Below are 15,038 nucleotides of genomic sequence, written 5' to 3' on the forward strand. Positions count from 1 at the left end.
CCGCGAGGCTGTGCAGAACATCACGGTGGGATTTGACCACCGAGGTAATCGCGCCTCGCGGCAGGCTCCGCTAGCGTCGGGAAGACGGACGGAGATCTGAGCGGAGGGCGTTGTGGTCGGGACCGGGCGGGCTGCGCGGCCCGAGATCACCGAAGGCGTGCTCGAGCACGGCATGCCGTACTTCGCGATCGGTTCCGGTCGGCCGCTGGTCTTTCTCCGGTGGTTCAGTCCCGACCACGCGAATCCCCGCGGTCGGATGCTCGACTCCGAGGTGAGAGTTCTGCGGCCGCTGGCGCGGAGCTTCCGGGTCTACGCGGTGGGCCGCGCGCCCGGCATGGCTCAGGGCATCACGATGGCGGAGATCGCGGCCGAGCACGCCGACGCGCTGCGCGCCGAGTTCGGCGAGCCGGTCGACGTGCTCGGCATCTCCTCGGGCGGGTCGGTGGCGCTGCAACTCGCCGCCGACCATCCCGAGGTCGTGCGCCGCCTCGTCGTCGCGTCGTCCGGATGCCGTTTGGATCCGGTCGCCAAGGAAGGCCAGATGCGTTACGCCGAAGCGGTTCTGCACGGGCGCCGCGCGATGCACCACCTGGCGTCGAGCAGCGTCTCCTCGCCCGCCGCCGCTCGTCTCGCGGCGGCCGCCATGTGGTTGCTGGACCCGTTGAGCCGCCCGCGCGACCCTGCCGACACGTACGCCTTTCTCCGCGCGGAGGACGAATTCGACATCACCGAGCGCCTCGGTGAGATCCAGGCCCCGACGCTCGTCATCGGAGGCGAACGAGACGCCGCCTACAGCCTCGCCACTTTCCGCCGCACCGCCGACGGCATCCCCGATTCCCACCTCGCCATCTATCCGGGCGCGGGGCACGTGAGCGCGCTCAGGCGCACCCGCTTCGCCATCGACGTCGTCAACTTTCTCGACCAGCCCTGACTCGCCACCGCCGTGCGCCTGGATAGTCGTCGGCTGTTCCTCTCGGCTCGGTCGGGTGACGGCCCGCGGGACGCTGAAAGGGTTCGGCGCGTTCACGGTTCGGGGGTAGGAGTCCAGTAGCCGGCACGGTGGTGTACCGCGGCCGTGCGGATCGCCGCGCGGAGGCGATCGGTCAATTGGGCGGGAGCGGACAGATCGCCCCAGGTCCAGCGCACGACCACCCAACCGAGTGCGCGGAGCCGATCCGCGCGGACGTTCTCCGCCGTGACCACCCGAGCGGTGGGCGGCTCGGCTCGGCGGTGCTCGCTTCCGTCGAATTCGCCGATCACACCGAGATCGGGGAACAGGAAATCGACACGGCCGACACAGATCTCGTCATCGGAGAAGACCCGAGCCTGCACTTCGGGAGCCGGAAGGCCCGCCCGGTGCAGCAGGATCCGGCTCAGCGACACGCCGACGTTCGCGCTGCGCCCGTCCAGGAAGTCCAGGACGAGGGCGGCACGGCGGCATCCGGGCCTGCGCCGGGCCCGGCGCAGGTGTTCCCGCAGTTCCGCCGTGGTGGTCAAGCCCTGGCGTAGCGCGGAATCCCCGAGGGCGACGGACTGTTCGAATCCTTCCGAACGCGCGATGTCCAAGACCGTCCGCGCCGGGGTGGTCACCCGTATGTCGTCGACCAAGGTGATCTCGTCGGGCTCCATCCGAGCCGAATGGACCACCACCCGCCGGCTCAGCCTGCCGCCGTTGATCCGGTTCCTGGTCAGATGGACCCGGTCGAGCGGAATGCCCCAGGTCGTCATCCCGTGCAGCACCGCCGCCGAACAGTGGCTCGTGACGGCGGAGTCGGACGTGGACTCCGCGGTGGCCAGCGTCATCAGCAGATGCCTGCCGGTGGCGCCGAGACCGGAGCCCGGCGCGCTCAGATAGTGCCCGGCGCGCAGCCGCTGCCATTTCCCGGTTCTGCACAGCCGGTGCAATGTCTTGTCGGACAGACCGGATGCCAGCGCCTGCTGACGCGAGATCAGTTGCGGTGCTTCCATACCGACGATCGTGATCGACCGGCGATCCGGGAAACCCCCGCGCGGCGGCGCATGTGGACAACGCACGGGCTGTGGACAACTCCGGGGAGTCAGCCCATCTGGGTCATTCCGGCCGCGACCACCTGGGCTACGTTCAGCACTTCGTCGGCGGTGGGCAGCGGCACGCCGTCGAGCGCGTGCAGCCGGTCGGTGCTGGCGATCGCGAACATCGCCGAGACCCAGGCCGCGGCGCACGCGCGCAGGGTTCCGGGACGGACCGGGCCGGGGGCGCTCGCCTGGAGCACCTTCGCGGTCACCTCCAGCATTTGGTCGCGCAGGCGGCGTAGTTGCCGCCGCACGTCGGGATGGGTGTCGGCCTCCCGCCACAGGATCACCCGCAGTACCGACGAGTGGTGGTCGCGCAGGTTCAGCGCGGCGTCGAGGTTGACCAGGCTCGCCGCCGGATCTCCCGGCGTGACCACGGTGCCGATGTCGTCGATCGGCCGCGCGGGCACCCGCTCGGACATCAAGGCGGACAGGATCGAATCCTTGGTCGGGAAGTAGTAGAAGACGAGTCCTTTGGGGACGCCGGCCGCGGCGGCGATGGCCGCCGTCGCGGTGGCGTCGTATCCCTGTGCCGCGAAGAGGTCCTCTGCGGCGTCGAGGATCAACTGCCGAGCGTCGCCGTCGGCTTTCGCGCTGCGGCGGCGTCCGGCGCGCCGGGTTCCCGGTCGCTGCATCAGTGATGCGGAGCCATGTCGTGCAGACGCCCCGACACCGTCGGCAGCGCCGCGACCGCGACCACCGCCGTCACCACCCCGACTACCCATGCGGTCCAGGATGCGCTGCGGTACGCGGTGAAGTCCATGGCCCACGGCGAGATGAACAACAGCAGGCCGCACAGGCCCATCGCGTAGTCCGCCGCCGCCATGTCGGGGCGGGCCATCTGCGCCAGACCGGTGAGCGCGATGAGCACGCCGAGCACGATCAGCGCCCACATGGCGTTGTTGTTGTGGTCGACCCACAGGGGTGACAGTGCGGCGAAGGCTCCGAGCACGACGGCCAGGAGATCCTGCGCGCGGCTCTCGGTGAACATGTGTACCTCCTCAGGCTGTGCGTATGTCCTGACCTCGGTCTAGTCCTGATTGACCGCCCGATCAACATCGGAACGGACACGGTTGTGCGACGGTTGACCGGCCGCTCCGCGTGACGGCCCTCACAGAGGAATGAACCAAGCAGAGGTTAGGGTGAGCTTCGTCGCACCGCCGGTTCCGCGGAATCGGCGGCCGGATTCCACTGAAGGGATGGCCGCATGACCGCGCCGATCGTGATCGTCGGAGCCGGCCTCGCCGGCCTGCGCACCGCGGAGGAATTGCGCCGCGCGGGCTACGCGGGCGACCTCGTGCTCGTCGGTGACGAGTCGCGGTTGCCCTACGACCGGCCGCCGCTGTCCAAGCAGTTCGTACGCGGCGAAACCGATGACACCACACTGCGTCCGAGCGAGTTCTACGCCGAGAAGCAGATCGATCTGCGCCTGAGCACCGAAGCCGTCGGGGTCGACACCGGTGCGCGCCGCGTTCGCCTCGCCGACGGCGCCACGCTGGACTATGACCAGCTGATCATCGCCACGGGTCTGCGCCCGCGCCGTCTGCCCGGCCTGCCCGAGTTGCGCGGCGTGCACGTGCTGCGCGGCCACTCCGACGCCGTCGCCCTGCGCGCCGATCTGAGCGGTGCGAGCACCGCGCTGGTCGTCGGCGCCGGCTTCATCGGCTGCGAACTCGCCGCGAGTTTCCGGGCGGCGGGAGTGGATGTCGTGCTGGTCGAACCGCAGGCGACGCCGCTGGCCTCGGTGCTCGGCGAAGCGGTGGGCGAACTGGTCGCGCGGATGCATCGCGCGGAAGGGGTGGATCTGCGCTGCGGCATCGGCGTGGACACCCTGTTCGGCGACGAGTCGGGGCGGGTGCGCGGTGCGCGACTGTCCGACGGTACCGAGATCGCCGCCGACCTCGTCGTGATCGGCGTGGGTTCGCGGCCGGTGACCGAATGGCTGAGCGATTCCGGGATCGCGCTGGCCGAACCGTCGGCCGGTGGCGGCGTGCTCGCCGACGAGGTGGGACGGACCTCCGCCGACGGCGTCTGGGCGGTCGGCGACGTGGCGGCATGGCTGCACGAGACCGGACTCCGCAAGCGTGTCGAACACTGGACCAACGCCGGTGAACAGGCCAAATTGGTCGCCTGCGCGCTGCTGGGCGCCGAACCGCCCACGGCGGCGCGCGTCCCGTACTTCTGGAGCGACCAGTACGACGTCAAGATCCAGGCCCTCGGCACTCCCGGCGCGACCGACGAGGTGCACATCGCCTCCGACGACGGCCGCAAATTCCTCGCCTACTACGCCCACGGCGGCAACCTCACCGGCGTCGTCGGCGCGGGCATGACGGCCCAGGTGATGAAGGCCCGCGCCAAGATCGCGTCCGGTGCGCCGGTGACCGAGTTGCTCGCACCCAGCTGAGGGCGCGCCCGGCGGGAGCCGCGGAACGGCTGCGGCATCGAGCAGGTGCGGGTACCGGTCGCCGAATCCTCCGCCACTATGGCCGCCGTGACCCGCGAGCGCGCGCCGGTTGCGGAGCGTGCGCCGGGGCGCGCACGGCGTGTGGGGGTGTCATGGGGCTGTAATACGGTGGTGCGGTGATCGTCGCGCTCATCGACTCGGGTCTGGGGTTGCTGCCCACTGCCGCTTGGTTGCGCAAGTTGCGGCCCGACGTGGATCTGCTGCTGCAGCTGGATCCGGACGGGGCGCCGTGGGGGCCGAAGCCGGAGGACTGGGTGGTCGAGCGGGTGGTGAACGCCGCGCGGACCTCGCTTCGTTCGGGCGCGGAGGTGATCGTGCTGCCGTGCAACACCGCCAGCGTGACGGCGCTGGAGCACGTGCGCGCGGAGGTCGGGCCCGACGTGCCGGTGATCGGCACCGTGCCCGCGATCAAGCCCGCGGCGGCCGTGTGCCGGTCGGTGGCGGTCTGGGCCACCGCGGCGACCACGGCGAGCCGGTACCAGGCCGATCTGATCGCGAAATTCGGCGGCGACGCCGATGTGGTCGGGGTGGCGTGTCACGGGTTGGCGGACGCGATCGACCGTGGCGACCTGACCGCCGCCCACGAAGCGATCGGCAGCGCGGCGGAGCGGACGCCGCCCGGCGTGGAAGGCGTGGTGCTCGGCTGCACGCACTACCCGCTGGTGACCGACGCGATCGTGGCCGCGTTGCCAAACGGCGTCCGGCTCTTCGACAGCGCGCAAGCCGTTGCCGCGCAGACCATTCGGCGCATCGAGGCGCTGGGCCGCCCCACCACCGGTACCGGGGTGATCCGGGTGCTCAACAGCGGTCGGCCCGGTGCGCTGCCCACCAGCGCGGCCGCCTTCGAGTCCGGCCGCGTACTGGGCGCGCAAGGGTGAACCGCTGCCCGGCGCGGGCGCGTCCGCCACTTCTCGGAACAGGAGCATGGTTCGATGACCGACTCGGTGACCGAGGCCGACGTGCGGGCGGCGTTGCGGGAACTGGCGAATCCGGCTGATGCGACGCAGCTACAGCGGTTCTTCAAGACCGGTCCCGGCGAATACGGCGAGGGTGACGTGTTCCTCGGCGTCCGGGTCCCGGCGAGCCGCCGGGTCGCCGAGCGCTTCGCGACACTTCCGCTCGACGAGATCGACCGGCTGCTCGACAGCGACGTGCACGAAGACCGGTTCGCCGCGCTGGTGATCTTGAACGCGCGATTCGCCAAGGCGTCCCAGCCGCGCTCCTTCGACGACGCCGCCCGTGCCGCCATGGTGCGGTTGTATCTGGCGGCCGTGCGCCGCGGACGGGTGAACAACTGGGATCTGGTGGACGTGTCGGCGGAGAACATCGTCGGCCCGTGGCTGCTGGACAAACCGCGTGACCTGCTGTTCGAGCTGGCGGCCACCGAGTCGCTGTGGGAGCGGCGGGTGGCGTTGCTGTCCACGTTCGCGTTCATCAAGGCGGGTGACGCCTCGACCACCTTCGCGCTGTGTGAACTGCTGCTCGACGACCGGCGCGACCTGATCCAGAAGGCGCTGGGCTGGATGCTGCGCGAAGTCGGCAAGCGCGTCGACCGCGGCCTGCTGACCGGATTCCTCGACCGGCACGCCCCGGCCATGGGACGCACCGCGTTGAGCTACGCGACCGAGCATCTGCCGCCCGATGCTCGCGCGGAATACCGCGCGCGATAGGCGAAGCAAACGATCGGCGAATTATTTCAGGCGAGCGCGCTCAGAACTGGATCTTCAGGTGGTCGGTCACCGGGTGCGCCTGGCAGCCGAGGATGTAGCCGTTCTCGATATCCTCCGGGTCGAGAATTTCGGCGTTGTCCATTTCGACCTTGCCCTCCAGCACCGTGCACGCGCACGAGCCGCACTCGCCTTCCTGGCAGGAGTAGGGCACGTCCAAGCCCTTGGCCAGCATGATGTCCACCAGCGTCTGCTTGCGCGGCCACTTCAGTTCGTGCACTTCGCCGTCGAGTTCGACTTCCACGGTCGCCGCGTCGGCCGCCTCCTCGTCGGAGACCTCGACCGGCGCCTGATCGGCGAACGGATCGCCGGCCAGCGAGTTGAACACCTCGGCGTGCGTGCGCGTGCGCGGCACGCCCAGTTGCCCGAGCGCGTCGTGCACCCGGTCCATGAACGGCTTCGGCCCGCACATGTACGCGTCGTAGCCGCGATACGGGGCGACGAGGGTGGCCAGCGCGTCGGCCGTCGGCAGGCCCTGCAGGTATTCCAGCCAGTGGATCACGGTGAGCCGCTGCGGGTGCTTGTCCGCCAGATCGCGCAGCTCACCGGCGAAGATCACGGACTCGTGGTCGCGGTTGGCGTAGACCAGCACGATGCGGCCGTTTCCGCGGGCCAGAGCCGACTTGAGGATCGACATGACCGGCGTGATGCCGCTGCCCGCGCCGAACAGCAGCAGGTCGTCGTCGAGATCCTTCGGGGTGAAGACGCCGGAGGGCGGCAGCACCTCGATCTGGTCGCCCTCTTTCACGTTGTCGCACACCCAGTTCGACCCGTAGCCGCCCTCGGTCCGCTTGACGGTCACCTTCGGACGGTCGTCGGTGTAGGGCGAGCTGGCCAGGGAGTAGCACCGCGCCACCGAGCCGGTCCGGTCGCTGGGGATGCGCAGGGTGAGGAACTGTCCCGGCTGGTAACGGAACTTCTCGGCCAGCTCGTCGGGAACGTCGAAGACCAGCGAGCGGGTGTCGGCCGTCTCGGCGATGACCGCGGACACCCGCAGCACGACCGAGCGCGAGCCGTGGGGAACCTCGACAGTGGTCATGTCGTCCTCTCGAACCTGGCACGGGCAACCCGCGACGCAAAAACTAGAACGTGTTTCAGTTTCATCGTACGTCGGTCGTCGCCTGACGGACAAGCTGGGCTTCCAGACCGGCGATCAGCACCTCCATGCCGAAGTCGTAGGAGTAGCGTCCGCGCAGGTCACCGATGTACCGGGTGGCCCGATCGACAACCGGTGGCAGCGTGACATCGGCAGGCGCCGAGCGGTCGCGCGGGTTCACCCGGCTGCGGCCGAACAGGTAGGTGTGGATGGTGGCATAGGCGGCGAGGATGTTGCGATCGCCGAACCCCGCGTCGTCGAGGATGTCCATGATCGCGGCGATCAGGTCCAGCTGTTTGCCCAGCATCTGCTCGATCAGGATGTCGCCGAGGCCGGGATGCTTGCGCAGCTTCTCGTCGATCTGGTCGACGAGATCGCGCAGCCGATGCTGCCACGTGCCGGATTCGGCCGATGGCGTGCGCACTCCGGTGAGGGCCGCGCTGGCGACCAGATCCAGCAGCTCGCGCTTGTCGGCGACGTAGTAGTAGGGCGCCATCGGGGAGACGCCGAGTTCGCGGGAGAGTCGCCGCATCGACAGTTTCTCCACGCCGTCCTCGCGTACCACCCGCAGCGCGGCCTCGACGATCTCGGACTCCGACAGCGTGCTGCCGCCCCCGTTCGTCTGCATTCGTCCGACTCCCATGCCACCTCTACCACTGCGGGCGTGCTGCCCGTCACATTCTGTTCAGCTGCTTGCCACCCGCAGTCTAGAGCGCCGGGCATCGGTCCCGTCGCCGCCTGTTCCACTCCGCTCGCGGCGGAATCGGCTCCTCGCTCGGAGCGCGCGGCCGCGGGGACCTCCCGGATCGACAAATGAAACCTGTTCTTTTGTCAGTTTATGACGTTATTGTGTGAGCACGGACTGCACCGGGCAGTTCGCACACGGATCGTCCTCGCGGAGGTAGCCATGCCGGAATACGGGTCCACCGGACACGCAGACACCGACAACACCGGACGGATGGAGGCCGCCGCTGCGCGGTCGGCCGAAGAAGCGCCGCTGGTCGAGGAGAGCCTCATCGAAGAGGTGTCCATCGACGGCATGTGCGGCGTCTACTGACGGGCGGTCGATGACGATGCTCGATCTCGATACCCGCTGGCAGCTGCATCCGCGAGTGGCGCTGCGTCCGGAGCCGTTCGGCGCGCTGCTCTACCACTTCGGCACGCGCAAGCTCTCCTTCCTGAAGAACCCGCGGATCGTCGAGATCGTCCGGTCGCTGCCGGAGCACACGTCGGCGCGCACCGCCCTGCGCGCGGCGGGCGTGCCGGAGAAGAACGCCGCGGCTTACCTGAAAGCGCTGACACAGCTCGCCGAATCCGACATGATCATCGGTGCGCCGGCCGGCGCACCGACGGCGCCCTCCGTCGCGAGCGCGGCCACGGCGCCGCCGTCGACGGCGGGGGTGGTCCCGCCGTCGGACGCGGCGGTTCGCCTGGTGGACCGCTTCGAGTCCGGTCTCGCCGCGCCGATCTGCCTGACCTGGGAACTCACCTACGCCTGCAACCTGTCCTGCGTGCACTGCCTGTCGTCTTCGGGGCGCAGGGATCCGCGCGAGCTGAGCACCGAGCAGTGCAAGGCGCTGATCGACGAGTTCGAGCGTATGCAGGTGTTCTACGTGAACATCGGCGGTGGCGAGCCCACCGTGCGCCCGGACTTCTGGGAACTGGTCGACTACGCGACCGCGCACCATGTGGGCGTGAAGTTCTCCACCAACGGAGTGCGGATCACGCCCGAGGTCGCGGCCCGGCTGGCCGCAAGTGACTACGTCGACGTGCAGGTGTCGCTGGACGGCGCCGACGCCGAGGTCAACGACGCCGTGCGCGGGCCTGGCTCCTACGCCATGGCCATTCGCGCGCTGGAGAATCTCGCCGCGGCGGGTTTCCGGGACGCGAAGCTGTCGGTGGTGGCGACCAGGCACAACATCGCACAGCTCGACGAGTTCCGCGCCATCGCCGAAAAGTACGGCGCCACCTTGCGTTTGACCAGGTTGCGGCCGTCGGGCCGGGGTGCGGACGTGTGGGACGACTTGCATCCCACGCCCGATCAGCAGCGCGTCCTCTACGACTGGCTGCTGCGCAACGGGGAGGGCGTGCTCACCGGCGACTCGTTCTTCCACCTGTCGGCGTTCGGTGCGGCGCTGCCGGGGCTGAACATGTGCGGTGCGGGCCGGGTGGTCTGTCTGGTCGACCCGGTGGGTGACGTCTATGCCTGCCCGTTCGCCATTCACGATCGGTTCCACGCCGGAAACGTCGTGGCCGACGGCGGTTTCGAGGCGGTATGGCGATCCTCGGAACTGTTCGGGGAGCTGCGCGAGCCCAGTGGCGGCGGCGCGTGCGCGTCGTGCAGCCATTACGACGCCTGCCGCGGCGGCTGCATGGCGGCGAAGTTCTTCACCGGGCTGCCCGCCGACGGGCCTGATCCGGAGTGCGTCCAGGGGTACGGCGAAGCGGCGCTGGCCGACACGGCGCGGATGATCCCGCGTTCGTCGGTCGACCATTCCCGCCGGGTCGCCCCGCGCGCGGGCGGGCGCAAGAGCGGACCGGTTCCGCTGACGCTGAGCGCGACGCGCCCGGCCGGATTCACGCCGGAACGCCGCCCGGCGCGGGCCTGCGACGAGAGCCCGCTGGCATGAAGCCATGAAGTTTGCCAAAAGTATGCTGAGAGCGCGGGTGTGGCTATCGTCCGGTCGTCGACCGGGCGATAGCCGCCCCGTTGCCGGATGCTGGGAAACGGGTGCGAGCGAACACTCGGCATCGGGTACGGCGCGCGGCCGTTCCGGTGGCGGGCCGGTTTCGCCCGGAAATCTGCCGTTTTTTCCGGACTGTTGATGTCTACCCGCGAAACTCCGCCTAGCATGCCAGGAATGCGCCATGATCGCCTGCCCGATGGATTCGGGGTGCGGATCGATCCCCGGGTACGCGCATACTCCGGCGGGCGGGTTCTGATCGGCGGTTCGCCGGCCAGGTTGCTGCGACTTGCCCCGGAGGCCGCCGAGATGATCGGCGACGGGTACCTCGAGGTGACCGGCCCGAAGTCCGCCGTCGTTGCCAGACGGCTGCTCGACTCCGGAGTGGCCAACCCCCGCCCCCGGCTGCTGCCTTCGCCGGACGACGTCACCGTCATCGTGCCGCTGCACAACAACGCCGAGGGACTGGCGCGGCTGCTCGCCGCGTTGCGCGGGCACAACGTCATCGTGGTCGACGACGGGTCCGACCAGCCGGTGCGGATACCGCGCAACCGTGGCACCAGGTGCCGGGTGACCGTGCTGCGGCACGACCGCAAGCAGGGACCCGCGGCCGCGCGCAACGCCGGCTTGCGGGCGGCGACAACCGACTTCGTCGCATTCCTGGATTCCGACGTGGTGCCGCGCAGCGGGTGGCTGGAAGTGATGCTCGGCCATTTCAGCGACCCCGGGGTGGCGCTGGTCGCCCCCCGGATCGTCGCGCTGGACCCGGAGTCCAACGCGCTGGCGCGCTACGAGCACACCCGCTCCTCGCTCGACCTGGGCAGGCGCGAGGCTGCGGTGCATTCGCGCGGGCTGGTGTCCTACGTGCCGAGCGCGGCGCTGCTGGCGCGGCGCAGGGCGCTGCTGGAACAAGGCGGCTTCGACGAGTCGATGCACGTCGCCGAGGACGTCGACCTGTGCTGGCGGCTGGAGCGGGCGGGCTGGCGGCTGCGCTACGAGCCCGCGGCCCACGTGGCGCACGACCACCGGGTGTGCTTCCGCGCGTGGTTCGGCCGAAAGCTGTTCTACGGCACCGGCGCGGCGCCGCTGGGCGAGCGGCACGCGGGAACGGTGTCACCGCTGTCGGTGCCGTCCTGGACGCTGCTGGCCGCGTTCCTGTTCGCGACGCTCACCAAGTGGGGACTGTTCGGCGGCATCGTCACCCTGATCACCGCGCTGGCCCGGTTGCGCCGCGTCTTCGCCGGGCTGGACAACTCGACCCGGATCGCCGCGATCTATCTGGCGCGCGGCTTCTTCGCCGGACTGTGGCGTCTGGCCTCGGCGATGTGCAGGCATTACTGGCCGATCACGGTGCTGGCGATGTTCTTCTCCCGTCGGGTGCGGCGCATCGCGATCACCATGGCCGTCGCGGACGGATTGGCCGACTGGTTCACCCACCGCGACTCGGGCGGCCTCGATCCCGTCCGCTACACGGTCTACAAGCGCCTCGACGACATCGCCTACGGCACCGGCCTGTGGCTCGGCGCGTTCCGCGCGCGCAGCGTGGAAGCGCTGAAACCCACCACACCATCCCGTTGATCGACCCGAATCACCCGCGATGACCTGGATCTTGCCCGCACCCTCGCCGCGCCGCCGTCCGGCGACGCGGACCGCGCCGAGATACTGAACGGGAGTCCGAATGGCCGACACGCTCATCGTCGGGGGCGGTACCGCCGGGTGTGTCCTGGCGGAGCGGTTGAGCGCCGATCCGGCGCACACGGTGCGGCTGCTCGAAGCCGGTCGGATGTGGAGCAGTCGCGAGGCGATGCCCGCCGAGTTGCTGGACGCCGCGTCGCTGCCGATCGGTCCGGAGGCCCCGTGGCTGTGGCGTTACGAGGTGGTCCTCGCCGACGACCCGCCGGTGCCGGCAACCATCGTGCGCGGCAAGGTGATCGGCGGCTCGGGGGCGGTCAACGGCGGTTACTTCGTCCGTGCCACGGTGGCGGATTTCGACGCCTGGAGCCGGGTGCTCGGCGACTCGAACAGCTGGTCGTTCGATTCCGTGCTTCCGCTCTACTGCCGGATCGAGCGTGACCTCGACTTCGGCGAACAGCCCTGGCACGGCGACCGCGGCCCGATTCCCGTGGTGCGCAGCTCGGATCCCTCGCCGGTCAGCGCGGCGTTCACGGAGGCCTGCCTCGCGTCCGGGTTCGCCGAGGTGCCCGATCTCAATGCCCCCGGCAGCGGGGCGGGGGTGGGCGCGGTGCCGTGCAATTGCGACCGAGGCAGGCGCATCGGCCCGTCGATCGGCTATCTGCTGCCCGCGCTGGCCCGCCCGAACCTGACCGTCGCCGGGGAAACGTCGGTCACGCGAATCCGCTTCGACGGAACCCGTGCGGTCGGCGTGGAGTACGTACGCGATGGCGAGAGCGGCATCGAGTGGGCCGACCGGATCGTGCTCTGCGCGGGCGCGATCGAGTCGGCCACGCTGCTGTTGCGCTCCGGCGTCGGCGACCCGGAACGGCTGCGCCCCCTCGGCATCCCGGTCGTGCACGCCGCCCCGGTGGGCTCCTGGCTCAGCGACCATCCGGAAGTGGGCATCTCCTATCTGCTGCACCTGGCCGAACCGCCGAGCGTCCCGCTGGAGACGGTGCTCGAGGTGGACGATGTCGAAATCCGGCCGTACGCCGTGTCGTTCACACCCGGGGTGCGCAGGCTCGGCGTCACACTGATGCGGCCGCGATCCTCCGGCGTGCTCCGCTTGCGGTCGGCCGACCCCGGCGCCGCGCCGCTGATCGACTACCGCTACCTGACCGCCGACCAGGATCGCGCCCGATTACGCGACGCAGTGGCGACCGCGGGCGGGCTGCTGCGACGAATGAACGCGCGGCCGGTCGATCCGATTCCGCGGCCCGCGGATCTCGATGCCTGGTTACGCGCGAATCTCGCCACTTCGCAACATTTGTCCGGAACCTGTCGAATGGGCCGGGAAAACGATGCGGCCGCCGTGGTGGACGAGCGCTGCCGGGTGCACGGAGTTACCGGGTTGTCCGTGGTGGATCTGTCCGTGGTGCCGGTGCCGCTCGGTCGTGGACCGCAGGCCACGACCATGGTGATCGCGGAAAAGGCGGCCGCACACCTGTGCTCGTGAAGTGAAAGACGGTTCGGTCACAATTTGCCGGGATGTGCACCGGGTGTGACCTGGCGGACAAAGCCGAACATCGGTCGGTCCCGCCCTGAGTGCGCCGGTACAGTTTGGGGCGGAAAGAAAGGCAAATGGTCAGCAACATCGCAGGTGGGCGACCCCCACGGCCGGGCGTGGAGCCGGGCGCCCAACTCGGTGCGCTCGAAGTCTACGCCGCGCAGGCGCACGGATATCTCGGCGCGGGTGGCGATCAACTTGCCCGCCTCGCCGGTCTGCTGCGTCCCGCCGTGCTGGAGTCCTGGCTGCGCAGCTTGCGCGGCGGGGTCGATCCGATGGACGCGGTCGACGGCCGCGGTCTGCGCGGCGCCGATCTGCAGCGCTATCTCCAGGCACATCCGATCGCCGCGCTGATGCCGCTGATCGACAAATTGCTCGTACAGGACACGGCCAGAACAGGTTTGATCGTCGTGGTGGCCGATCAGTTCGGCCGGGTGCTCTCGGTGCACGGTGGTGACGAACAGGTCGCGGCCGCCGCGGAGATCGGCCTGCGCGCCGGTGACGACCTGAGCGAGCGCCGCATCGGGACGAACGCGGTCGGCCTGGTGGTGCGCACCGGGCGCGCCGCGTGGATCCACGGCCCGGAGCACTTCCTGCACCGGATGCACCAGATCACCGGAGCCGCGGCCCCGGTGCACGATCCGGACGGCAGGCTGGTGGGAGTGCTGATGATCGCGGGCGGCGTCCGGGTGGCCAAGCCGGAGATTCTCGCCCTGATCAAAGCCACCGCCACGGCCGCGGAGATGGACCTGCTGCTCACCGCGATACGGTCCGGCGAGCGTCGGAACGACGGTCGCGGCAGGCGTGACCCGGCGCAGCCGCACCCGGCGGGCAGGCTCGCGCTCGACGTGCTCGGCCTCGGTCAGCCGCAACTGAGCGTCGCGGATGATCGAGTGCCCCTGTCGCAGCGGCATGCCGAGATCCTGCTGCTGCTGGCCGAACATCCGGAGGGACTCGGCGCCGATCATCTCGCGCTGTTGCTCGATGACACCGATCTGGACAACGGCACCATCCGCGCGGCCGTGTCCCGCTTGCGTTCGGTGGTCGGTCCGACCGTGTTCGGTTCGCGGCCTTACCGTTTGCGCGTTCCGGTCGCAACCGATGTGGAGGCGTTGCGCGCGGCGCTCGACTCCGGTGATGTCGATTCCGCATTACGGCTCTATGCCGGGCCGGTGCTGCCGCGCTCGACCGCGCCGGGCATCATCGACATTCGCGACGAACTGCGGGTTCGATTGCGCACCGCGGTGCTGGCTTCGGGCGACCCGGCGGTGCTGCGCCGGTGGACCGCGTGTCCGGAGGGGCGCGACGACGCCGCGGCGTGGGCGGCCTACCGGGCCACGGTCGATCGTGACTCGCCGCTGTACGCGCAGATCGAGGCCAAGATCCGGGTACTGGATCGCCGCCTCGGCGCCGATGCAACGCGAATGCAACGTTTCGGCTCATAGTCTGCACAGCCATCGGCGTCGCCGCGGTCGAATGTGATCGCGCATTACGCTTTGCCCTGGACTTCCGGCCCTGGTAGCCGCGTTGGACAAGCGTCCAGAAGTTTTTAGTGCAAATTGTTCCCTTTTATTAACGAAGCGCCTAATGTTCGCAATGCACGGATCACGACCGTGTGACGTAGCTGACATAGCCGTGGCGCCCGCTCCACGGCGATGACGTTGGAGGATTGGCGGCTTTCCGCGCGAGCGTGCCCGAGCACCGCTCGCGCTCTCATCGAATCGCACGTGGTGGTCGACGCCATGCGCCCGGGCTGGGCAGCCGGGCGCAGCGGCTTGTTCGTGCTGCTCGAAAGCGTTCGGACAGCCGTTGTTCCGCCGAGTAGGAGGCTCTG

General features: G+C 69.6%; 14 protein-coding genes and 1 pseudogene. 10 read left to right on the forward strand and 5 right to left on the reverse strand.

Going from position 1 to position 15,038, the window contains the following annotated elements:
* The first annotated feature begins 112 nt into the window (after positions 1–112).
* Positions 113–931, forward strand: a complete 819-nt coding sequence (locus ACFV2O_RS06205; protein WP_379250563.1) for an alpha/beta fold hydrolase — start codon at positions 113–115, stop codon at positions 929–931.
* A 92-nt stretch (positions 932–1,023) separates the two neighbouring features.
* Here the strand turns inward: ACFV2O_RS06205 and ACFV2O_RS06210 are convergent, their stop codons facing one another.
* The 3 genes from ACFV2O_RS06210 to ACFV2O_RS06220 form a co-directional block, all read right to left on the reverse strand.
* The gene (locus ACFV2O_RS06210) at positions 1,024–1,968 is read right to left on the reverse strand and encodes a hypothetical protein (RefSeq protein ID WP_379250565.1); all 945 of its coding nucleotides are present in this window, start codon (positions 1,966–1,968) and stop codon (positions 1,024–1,026) included.
* A gap of 89 nt (positions 1,969–2,057) precedes the next feature.
* Positions 2,058–2,687 (reverse strand): TetR/AcrR family transcriptional regulator, encoded by a 630-nt coding sequence (locus ACFV2O_RS06215; RefSeq protein WP_379250567.1) that lies wholly within the window; start codon positions 2,685–2,687, stop codon positions 2,058–2,060.
* Entirely contained in the window at positions 2,687–3,043 is a 357-nt protein-coding gene (locus ACFV2O_RS06220; RefSeq protein ID WP_379250569.1) for an SPW repeat protein, read from the reverse strand. The genes ACFV2O_RS06215 and ACFV2O_RS06220 overlap by 1 nt, the downstream gene beginning before the upstream one ends.
* Before the next feature lie 216 nt (positions 3,044–3,259).
* Between ACFV2O_RS06220 and ACFV2O_RS06225 the strand changes: the two genes are divergently transcribed.
* The 3 genes from ACFV2O_RS06225 to ACFV2O_RS06235 all read left to right on the forward strand — a co-directional run bounded on the left by ACFV2O_RS06225 (position 3,260) and on the right by ACFV2O_RS06235 (position 6,186).
* Positions 3,260–4,456: an FAD/NAD(P)-binding oxidoreductase gene (locus tag ACFV2O_RS06225; protein WP_355074860.1), complete on the forward strand. Its 1,197-nt coding sequence runs from the start codon at positions 3,260–3,262 to the stop codon at positions 4,454–4,456.
* Between the two features lie 176 nt (positions 4,457–4,632).
* Complete coding sequence (locus tag ACFV2O_RS06230) at positions 4,633–5,394, forward strand: aspartate/glutamate racemase family protein (RefSeq protein WP_355074858.1); 762 nt, start codon at positions 4,633–4,635, stop codon at positions 5,392–5,394.
* Positions 5,395–5,448: 54 nt separating this feature from the next.
* A complete protein-coding gene (locus ACFV2O_RS06235; RefSeq protein WP_379250571.1) occupies positions 5,449–6,186 on the forward strand; it encodes a DNA alkylation repair protein in 738 nt (245 codons plus the stop codon).
* 40 nt (positions 6,187–6,226) lie between these two features.
* Here ACFV2O_RS06235 and ACFV2O_RS06240 read toward each other — a convergent pair whose 3' ends face one another.
* Together ACFV2O_RS06240 and mftR2 are read right to left on the reverse strand one after the other, a co-directional pair.
* The gene (locus tag ACFV2O_RS06240) at positions 6,227–7,282 is read right to left on the reverse strand and encodes a ferredoxin--NADP reductase (protein WP_356963736.1); all 1,056 of its coding nucleotides are present in this window, start codon (positions 7,280–7,282) and stop codon (positions 6,227–6,229) included.
* Between the two features lie 61 nt (positions 7,283–7,343).
* Positions 7,344–7,967 (reverse strand): mycofactocin system transcriptional regulator MftR2, encoded by a 624-nt coding sequence (mftR2, locus tag ACFV2O_RS06245; protein ID WP_379250573.1) that lies wholly within the window; start codon positions 7,965–7,967, stop codon positions 7,344–7,346.
* 330 nt (positions 7,968–8,297) lie between these two features.
* Here mftR2 and mftA point away from each other — a divergent pair, with 330 nt between their 5' ends.
* The 6 genes and pseudogenes from mftA to ACFV2O_RS06275 all read left to right on the forward strand — a co-directional run bounded on the left by mftA (position 8,298) and on the right by ACFV2O_RS06275 (position 14,649).
* Entirely contained in the window at positions 8,298–8,396 is a 99-nt protein-coding gene (gene mftA / locus ACFV2O_RS06250; RefSeq protein ID WP_157170973.1) for a mycofactocin precursor MftA, read from the forward strand.
* A gap of 16 nt (positions 8,397–8,412) precedes the next feature.
* Positions 8,413–8,607 (forward strand): annotated as a pseudogene (gene mftB / locus ACFV2O_RS06255) (mycofactocin biosynthesis chaperone MftB); the annotation flags it as partial.
* Positions 8,608–8,658: 51 nt separating this feature from the next.
* The gene (gene mftC, locus ACFV2O_RS06260; RefSeq protein WP_356963898.1) at positions 8,659–9,969 is read left to right on the forward strand and encodes a mycofactocin radical SAM maturase; all 1,311 of its coding nucleotides are present in this window, start codon (positions 8,659–8,661) and stop codon (positions 9,967–9,969) included.
* A gap of 231 nt (positions 9,970–10,200) precedes the next feature.
* The gene (mftF, locus tag ACFV2O_RS06265; protein ID WP_355074850.1) at positions 10,201–11,601 is read left to right on the forward strand and encodes a mycofactocin biosynthesis glycosyltransferase MftF; all 1,401 of its coding nucleotides are present in this window, start codon (positions 10,201–10,203) and stop codon (positions 11,599–11,601) included.
* Between the two features lie 100 nt (positions 11,602–11,701).
* Positions 11,702–13,153: a mycofactocin system GMC family oxidoreductase MftG gene (gene mftG, locus ACFV2O_RS06270; protein ID WP_379250575.1), complete on the forward strand. Its 1,452-nt coding sequence runs from the start codon at positions 11,702–11,704 to the stop codon at positions 13,151–13,153.
* 125 nt (positions 13,154–13,278) lie between these two features.
* A complete protein-coding gene (locus ACFV2O_RS06275) occupies positions 13,279–14,649 on the forward strand; it encodes a GAF domain-containing protein (RefSeq protein ID WP_356963738.1) in 1,371 nt (456 codons plus the stop codon).
* Positions 14,650–15,038 lie beyond the last annotated feature (389 nt).

Origin of the sequence: Nocardia sp. NPDC059691, from assembly GCF_042733915.1 — a bacterium.
Taxonomy (GTDB): Bacteria; Actinomycetota; Actinomycetes; order Mycobacteriales; family Mycobacteriaceae; genus Nocardia; species Nocardia sichangensis.

What these genes read in the sequence shown, in the direction of transcription:
- ACFV2O_RS06210 (WP_379250565.1), bottom strand. Translation starts at nt 1,968, where the DNA reads ATGGAAGCACCGCAACTGATCTCGCGTCAGCAGGCGCTGGCATCCGGT.
- ACFV2O_RS06215 (WP_379250567.1), bottom strand. Translation starts at nt 2,687, where the DNA reads ATGCAGCGACCGGGAACCCGGCGCGCCGGACGCCGCCGCAGCGCGAAA.
- ACFV2O_RS06220 (WP_379250569.1), bottom strand. Translation starts at nt 3,043, where the DNA reads ATGTTCACCGAGAGCCGCGCGCAGGATCTCCTGGCCGTCGTGCTCGGA.
- ACFV2O_RS06225 (WP_355074860.1), top strand. Translation starts at nt 3,260, where the DNA reads ATGACCGCGCCGATCGTGATCGTCGGAGCCGGCCTCGCCGGCCTGCGC.
- ACFV2O_RS06235 (WP_379250571.1), top strand. Translation starts at nt 5,449, where the DNA reads ATGACCGACTCGGTGACCGAGGCCGACGTGCGGGCGGCGTTGCGGGAA.
- ACFV2O_RS06240 (WP_356963736.1), bottom strand. Translation starts at nt 7,282, where the DNA reads ATGACCACTGTCGAGGTTCCCCACGGCTCGCGCTCGGTCGTGCTGCGG.
- mftR2 (WP_379250573.1), bottom strand. Translation starts at nt 7,967, where the DNA reads ATGCAGACGAACGGGGGCGGCAGCACGCTGTCGGAGTCCGAGATCGTC.
- mftA (WP_157170973.1), top strand. Translation starts at nt 8,298, where the DNA reads ATGGAGGCCGCCGCTGCGCGGTCGGCCGAAGAAGCGCCGCTGGTCGAG.
- mftC (WP_356963898.1), top strand. Translation starts at nt 8,659, where the DNA reads ATGATCATCGGTGCGCCGGCCGGCGCACCGACGGCGCCCTCCGTCGCG.
- mftF (WP_355074850.1), top strand. Translation starts at nt 10,201, where the DNA reads ATGCGCCATGATCGCCTGCCCGATGGATTCGGGGTGCGGATCGATCCC.
- mftG (WP_379250575.1), top strand. Translation starts at nt 11,702, where the DNA reads ATGGCCGACACGCTCATCGTCGGGGGCGGTACCGCCGGGTGTGTCCTG.
- ACFV2O_RS06275 (WP_356963738.1), top strand. Translation starts at nt 13,279, where the DNA reads ATGGTCAGCAACATCGCAGGTGGGCGACCCCCACGGCCGGGCGTGGAG.